This is a genomic window from Solirubrobacter phytolaccae (genome assembly GCF_027587195.1).
GTDB lineage: Bacteria > Actinomycetota > Thermoleophilia > Solirubrobacterales > Solirubrobacteraceae > Solirubrobacter > Solirubrobacter phytolaccae.
Map to the genome: position 1 here is coordinate 1 of NZ_JAPDDP010000140.1, position 6,393 is coordinate 6,393.

The 6,393-nt window shown below is 74.4% G+C and carries 2 protein-coding genes; one reads left to right on the forward strand and one right to left on the reverse strand.

The window, feature by feature from the left end; all coding sequences use genetic code 11:
• Positions 1-13 precede the first annotated feature (13 nt).
• On the reverse strand, positions 14-4,924 hold the full coding sequence (locus OJ997_RS35850; protein WP_270030265.1) for a NosD domain-containing protein: 4,911 nt from the start codon (positions 4,922-4,924) through the stop codon (positions 14-16).
• A gap of 73 nt (positions 4,925-4,997) precedes the next feature.
• Between OJ997_RS35850 and OJ997_RS35855 the strand changes: the two genes are divergently transcribed.
• Positions 4,998-6,393 (forward strand): ATP-binding protein (locus tag OJ997_RS35855; RefSeq protein ID WP_270030266.1); only part of this gene is annotated, 1,396 nt, incomplete at its 3' end.

Genomic DNA, 6,393 nt, shown 5'->3' on the forward strand with positions numbered 1-6,393 from the left:
GAGACCGAGGAGGTCACGCTCGCGACCGGGACGTTCGAGAACGAGGTCGTGGTCGCGCCGCGCTCGTCCCGGCGGCGCCGGTCGCGGCCACCGGGCCCATGCCCGGCGCGTCGCGGCGCTCCACCACGGTCGTGCCCGACAGGCGGCGCAGCGAGCCTTCCGTGCGGACCCAGATCGAGCCGTCGGCCGCGACCGCGCCGCGCACGTCACCGGTGCGCGGGAGGTCGGCGTCGGCGCAGCTGTCGTCGTGCTCGGTCGCCGGCGCGAGGCAGGACGCGCCCGTGATCGCCGTGCCGTTCAGCGTCACCGAGTGCAGCTCGCCCGGGCCCCAGGTGCCGCCGAAGATGTGCAGCGCGCCGTTGCCCAGCGCCGCGTCGGTGGTCTTGGACGGCAGCGAGCGCGGAGTGCAGTGCCCGGTGCCGGTGTAGACGAGCGGCGTGCCCAGGCACGAGGCGAACGACAGCGCGCCGGTCGCCGGGTCACGCGCGAGCACGATCAGGCCCGCGTCCTGGCCGACGAACGTGAAGTCCGTCACGACGTACAGCGCGCGGCCGTCCGCCGACGCCACGACGTGGCGGATGTTCGCGCCGCGCACCATCTCGCCGCCGATCGTCAGCGGCGTGCAGCCGGACTCGTCGCGCACGAGCGTCCAGCACTCGCGCACGGTCAGGGCGTTGCCCGCCTCCCGCTCCACGCGGGCGAAGCGCGCCACGTCGCTCACGTACACGTCGCGGTCGCCGACGATCGTCGCCGTGCGGGCGCCGTCGAGCCCGCGCGGAGCGATCGACGCCAGCGGCATCAGATCGCCCTCGGCCAGGGGCGCGTCGTCGTCACGGATCAGGCCGGTCGCGGTCTTGTCACCGACGGTCAATGTGAAGCGCTCGTCGTCCTCGCGCACGGTGTCCGGCACGGTCTTGAGCTCGACGACCTGACGCGTCTCCCAGTCCTCGAACACGACCTCGCCGGCCGGCGGGTTCACGTCGCCGGGGAGAGACGCCGTGCCGGAGGCCGCGCTCACCGGCAGCACGAGCCGCTCGGCCGGCTGCCGCGAGAGCGTGACGACGAACCGCAGCGTCCGCCCGCTCGTCGTGCCCTCGTTGCTCGACGCGTTGGCCACGCGCACCTGCGGCGGCTCGATCACGGTCACGCTGCGCGCGGTCTGGTCGTCCTCGCCGGCCGCGCCGCCGCCGGGGGTCGAGTCCGCGTCTTCACCCGCGGACTCGACCACCTCGGCGGTGACCTCCCCCTCGCCGGCCGCCGTGGCCGTGAGCTTGATCGTCGTCTCCACCGCGCCACGCGCGGGCACGCCCGCAACCGTCCACTCGGTCCGGTCGGCGGTCCACCCGTCGGGCAGCGTGAGCCGGACCTTCGCGGCACCCGCAGCGCGCGGCCACTCGTTCGTCAGCGTGAGCTTCGCCTCGGCCGGCACGCCCGCGTTCATCCGCTCGGGCAGCTCCAGCGACAGCGCCAGATCCGACTCCACGAGCGAGGACAGGCAGGCGTCGCCGAAGCCGTCGCCGTCGCCGTCCTGCTGGTCCGGGTCGGCGACCAGCGGGCACACGTCGCGCGCATCCTCCACGCCGTCGTCGTCGAGGTCCGCCGCGCCGAGCGAGCGCGTGCTCGCGACGAGCCGCCGCGCGCGCAGCGTGTCCGACTCCATGCCGAACCGCAGCCGTGCCCACTCGTCGATCGTCCCGGCCGCCGCGGTCTCCATGTTGCCCGCGGCCGTGCAGTTGCTCGCGCCGGGATCGTCCACCCCGAACGGGCGCGGCCCGATGGTGCGAGACCCGTCACCGTCGAAGTCGAACGCGCCGGCCGGCACGCGCACCCAGCGACACACGCCGCCGCGCTTGGCGGTCACGACCGGGAACCACCCGCGGGTGCGTGCGGTCCCCGACAGCGCGATCCCGTCGCGATCGGAGATCGCCCGCTCGTCGATCGAAGGACCGTCGCCGCGCGCGAAGTCCAGCGGCGTGCCGAGCCGCGGCGACGCGTACGGCCAGTTCATCACCGAGAGCCGGGACGGGAAGCCGTCCGGCGTGTCGTCGCCCTCGCCCAGCCCGAGCAGCCCGCCGAGCGCGGCCATCGTCTCGTAGTTGCGCACGACCTCGCGGCACGTGTCCGGACCGCCGCACGCGCGGTGGCCCTGCGCCTCGTCGACGGGGTCCGCGAAGCGCGCGGCGCCCTCCTCGAACACGGCTTCGCCGATCGCGCGCGACTCGCCCAGCCCGGAGAGCCCGTACCGCACGACGGCACCGCGGGCGCCCAGCCGCACCCAGCAGTCCTCCGCGGCGCGGTCGGCCGCGGTGCCGAACGAGCTCTCGCACACGTCCCCGCGCTCGCCGTAGCGGTGCGCGTACGCGTCGCGCCCGCCGGCCACCAGCTCCGGACGATCGTCGACGAAGCGCAGCCGCACGCCGCCCTGCTCGAACGCGTCCTGCATCCGGGCGAGCGTTCCGAACGAGCGCAGCGTGCCGGGCGCGTCGACCGCGTCCAGCTCGACCAGCAGGTCGCGCCGACCGACGATCGCGCCCGTGTGGAAGTCCACGGCGTCGTCACCGTCGTAGTCGACGCCGGCGATCTCCCACTCGTCGCAGATCCCGTCGCCGTCGCTGTCGCCACGCGCCTCCGGAACCCGGTCGCCGCACGCGATGCCGAACTCGGACGTCGTGCCGCTCGCGCTGGTCGCGACGGCCGTGAAGTACCAGCCCGCCTGCTCGGCCGCGGCGAAGGCGGAGAAGCGGCCGTGCCCGTCGGGCGTGACCGTCGCGATCATCCGCGCGTCGCCGCCGAGCGGACCGGGCACCGGCTGGGCGTAGATGTCCACGACCGCGTCCGCCGACTCGACCGCGCCGCTCACCAGCAGCAGGTCTCCGGTTCGGCTGCGCGTGTGCTGGATGACGGTCGGGCGGTTGACCTCGCGCCCGCGCCGGAGCACGTGCTCGTCGCGCTCGATCATCCGCTCCGTCGCGGTGAAGCGGTTGCCGCGCACCATCGTCCCGGTGCCGTCGACGGCGACGCCGAGCTTGGCCGTGATGTCGTTGCAGCCGAGCGGGAGCGTGCAGCGGCGCGGGACGGTCTCGTCGAGCGTGGCGACCGCGCCGACGACGACGCCGTCGGACGCCACGTCGACCCCGATCTGCCCCGCCGTGATCGCGTTGCCCCGGACCTTCGTCCCCCGACCGTCGGCGACCCGGACGCCGACCTCGCTGTCGCGGATCTCGTTGGTATCGACGAGCGCACCCGTCGTCCCGTCCAGCTCGATCCCCTTCGCGTTCTCCTCGAGCGTGTTCTCGACGACCGCGACGTGCGTGGACAACGCGCCGGTGACGTAGATGCCGGTGTTGTTGCTGTCGCGCACCGTGTTGTCCTCGAAGCGCGTCGACGGCGCCTCGGTCGCGGCGAGGCCGAACGAGTTGCCCGTGACCGTGTTGCCGCTGACGTGCGCGCCGGACGTGTGGGAGAGGTTGAGGCCAACCGCTTGCCTGGCGAGCGTGTTGCCGCGCACGACCGGGCCCTGCGGCGCGAGCCCGGCGACGCGACCGAGCTGCACGCCACCTGCGTTGTTGGGCGCCCCGCTGCCGTCGCGCGTGAGGCCGACGGTGTTGCCCTCGACCAGCGGCGCGACCAGCTGGCCGAGCACGCGGATGCCCGCGTTGCCGTTCCAGCCGACGACGTTCCCCATGTCGCCCGGGCCGCCGATCTTCACGTCCTCGGCTCCGCTCCCCTTGCCGTCGCGGGTGACGCCGTCGACGCGGATGCCGGCACCGGTGTTGCCGGTCGACTCGCCGCCGGCGTAGTGGTCGGTGCCGTCGGCGTTCAGGCCAACGACGTTCGCGCGGACCTTCAGGCCGTCGATCGCGCCCATGGCGTAGATGCCGTCGTTCGCGCCCGCGGCGACCACGTTGCCGAGGTTCTGGAGCGTCGTGGAGTTCACGCCGCCGATCGTCGACTCCGTGGCGTCCTGCACATGGATGCCGTCGCCGGTGACGCCGAAGCCCTTCACGCGCTCACCCGCGGCGTCGAAGCCGATGCGGTTGCGGAAGACGTCCACGCGCGGGGCGCGGCTGACGAGGATGCCGTGGCCGAACCCGTCGTCCTCGCCGGCGCGGCCGGTCGCGGCGATCCGGTTCTCGTCGATGAGGATCACGCGCGGGAGCGGCGAGGCGAGGTCCGGGTTGCCGTTGACCTCGATGCCGGCGCGGTCGTTGCCGAGCGGCGCCTTGCCGTCGGCGGAGAGACCGATCCGGTTGCGCACGATCGCGACCGCGCTGGCCCCGTTGACGATGTTCACGCCGAGCTCGAGGCCGGAGATCACGTTGTCCTCGATCAGCGCGCCGGTGCTGTCGCGCACGGACACGCCGGCGGTGGCGGTGTTGTTCGCGTGGTAGGCGCCGCGGTCGAGCGTGCCGGTGCGGTCGGTGCCGAGCCGGTTGTGCTCGATCGTCGCGCCGTCGGCGTGCTCGTCGAGGTCGATCTGCGCACCCGGGAACGAGTGGATGATCATGCCGCGCACGGTCGTGTCGGGCCCGCGGATCTCCAGGCCGTGCGGCGCGAGCACGTAGTCGTACCTGGTGTCCGGCGGTGTGCGGACGGGGAGCTTGGAGCCGTCGAGCTCGACCTCGCCGCCGCCGTCGACGATCGTGCCGTCGCGCAGGGCGGGGAGCGCCGCGGCGGGCCTGATCGTGTCGACCACGAACTCGATCTGGTCTGCACCGGGGCGGGCGTTGGCCGTCTGGATCGCGGCGCGCAGCGTGCACGTCCCGGCCTCGGTGGCGCAGACGCCGTCGCTCGGCGTCTTGTCGGCGGCGTCGGTCTCGGAGTCGACGACGATGGTGGGGAGGGTGTCGCCCCAGGCCGTGGTCACGAGACCGCCGGCGAGGACGAGGATCAGCACGAGGAGGAGGAAGCGGAGTCGGTTCATCGCTCCTCCACCGTCTCCGCTCGCGCGTACCGGGGGTCCCCAGACTTGACCCCTGAATACGCTTGGTCCCCTCATGGAGGAGTTGCTGGAGCGCGAGGGAGAGCTCGGGACGCTGCGTGCGCTGGTCTCGGATGCGCGGCTGGGACGCGGCGGCACGGCGATCGTGGAGGGCGCGGCCGGGTCCGGGAAGACGGCGTTGTTGCGTGCGCTGCGCGAGGACGCGGACGGCGTGAAGGTCCTGCGCGCGGTCGGCGGCGAGCTCGAGCGCGAGTTCCCGTTCGGCGTTGTACGGCAGCTGTTCGAGCGTGAGGTGCACGCGTCGGACGCGGCGCGCCGGGAGCGGCTGCTGGCGGGCGCCGCCACGCACGCGGCGCCGGTGTTGGGCGCCGCGGTCGCCGAGCCGGTGGCCGACGCCTCGTTCGCGACGTTGCACGGGCTCTACTGGTTGGCCACGGGGCTGGCGGACGAGTCGCCGCTGCTGCTCGTGGTCGACGACGCGCACTGGTGCGACGCGCCCTCCCTGCGCTTTCTCGTCTTCCTCGCCCGGCGAGCGACCGAGCTGCCGCTGCTGCTGTGCGTCGGCACGCGCGTGAACGAGCCGGGCGCGGAGCTCGAACTCCTCGGCGCGTTGGGCGACGCTCCGGGAGCGACGATCGTCCGGCCCGGTCCGTTGTCGTCGACGAGCGTGCGGCGGCTGTTCTCGCACGCCGCGCCGGATGACGCCGTCGCGACCGCGATGGAGACGACCGGTGGGAACCCACTGCTGCTGCGCGAGCTCGTGCGGTCTTTGGCGGGCGCGCCCGTGACGGCCGCCGCGGTGCGCGCGGCCGTGCCGTCGTCGGTGACGCGGTCGGTGCAGCGGCGCCTGAATCGGCTGGACCCGGAGGCGCGCGAGGTGGCGCGGGCGTTGGCCGTGCTGGGCGACGCGTCCTTGTTGCCGGGCGATCCGGTCCCCGCGTTGCGCGCGTTGCGTGAGCTGGAGCTGGTCGAGGACGACCCGCCGCGCTTCGCCCATCCCCTGGTGCGCGCCGCGGTCGCCGAGCCGGTCATCGCCGCCGAGCGAGCCGCCCTGCACCACGGCGCCGCCCGTGCGCTGCGCGATCGCTGCGCCCCCGAGGACGACATCGTCCTGCACCTCCTCGCCGCCCCGCCGATCGCCGAGCCGTGGGCGGTCGACCTGCTCCGCGAAGCCGCCCGCCGCGCCGCGTCCGAGGGCGCCCCGGACGCCGCCGTCCGCCGCCTCCGCCGCGCCCTCGAAGAACACTCGCTCACCGCCGGTTCGGCCACGCCGAACCTCCCCGGTGCGGCCACCGCGACCCACCCGGGTGCGGCTACCACGACCACGCCGCCCGCGCCCGACGCGGCTTCGTCGCCGCCCGCCACCCCGGGCGCGGTCTCGTCGTCGCCCGCCGCGCCCTCGAAGAACACTCGCTCACCGCCGGTTCGGCCACGCCGAACCTCCCCGGTGC

What these genes read in the sequence shown, in the direction of transcription:
- OJ997_RS35850 (WP_270030265.1), bottom strand. Translation starts at nt 4,924, where the DNA reads ATGAACCGACTCCGCTTCCTCCTCCTCGTGCTGATCCTCGTCCTCGCC.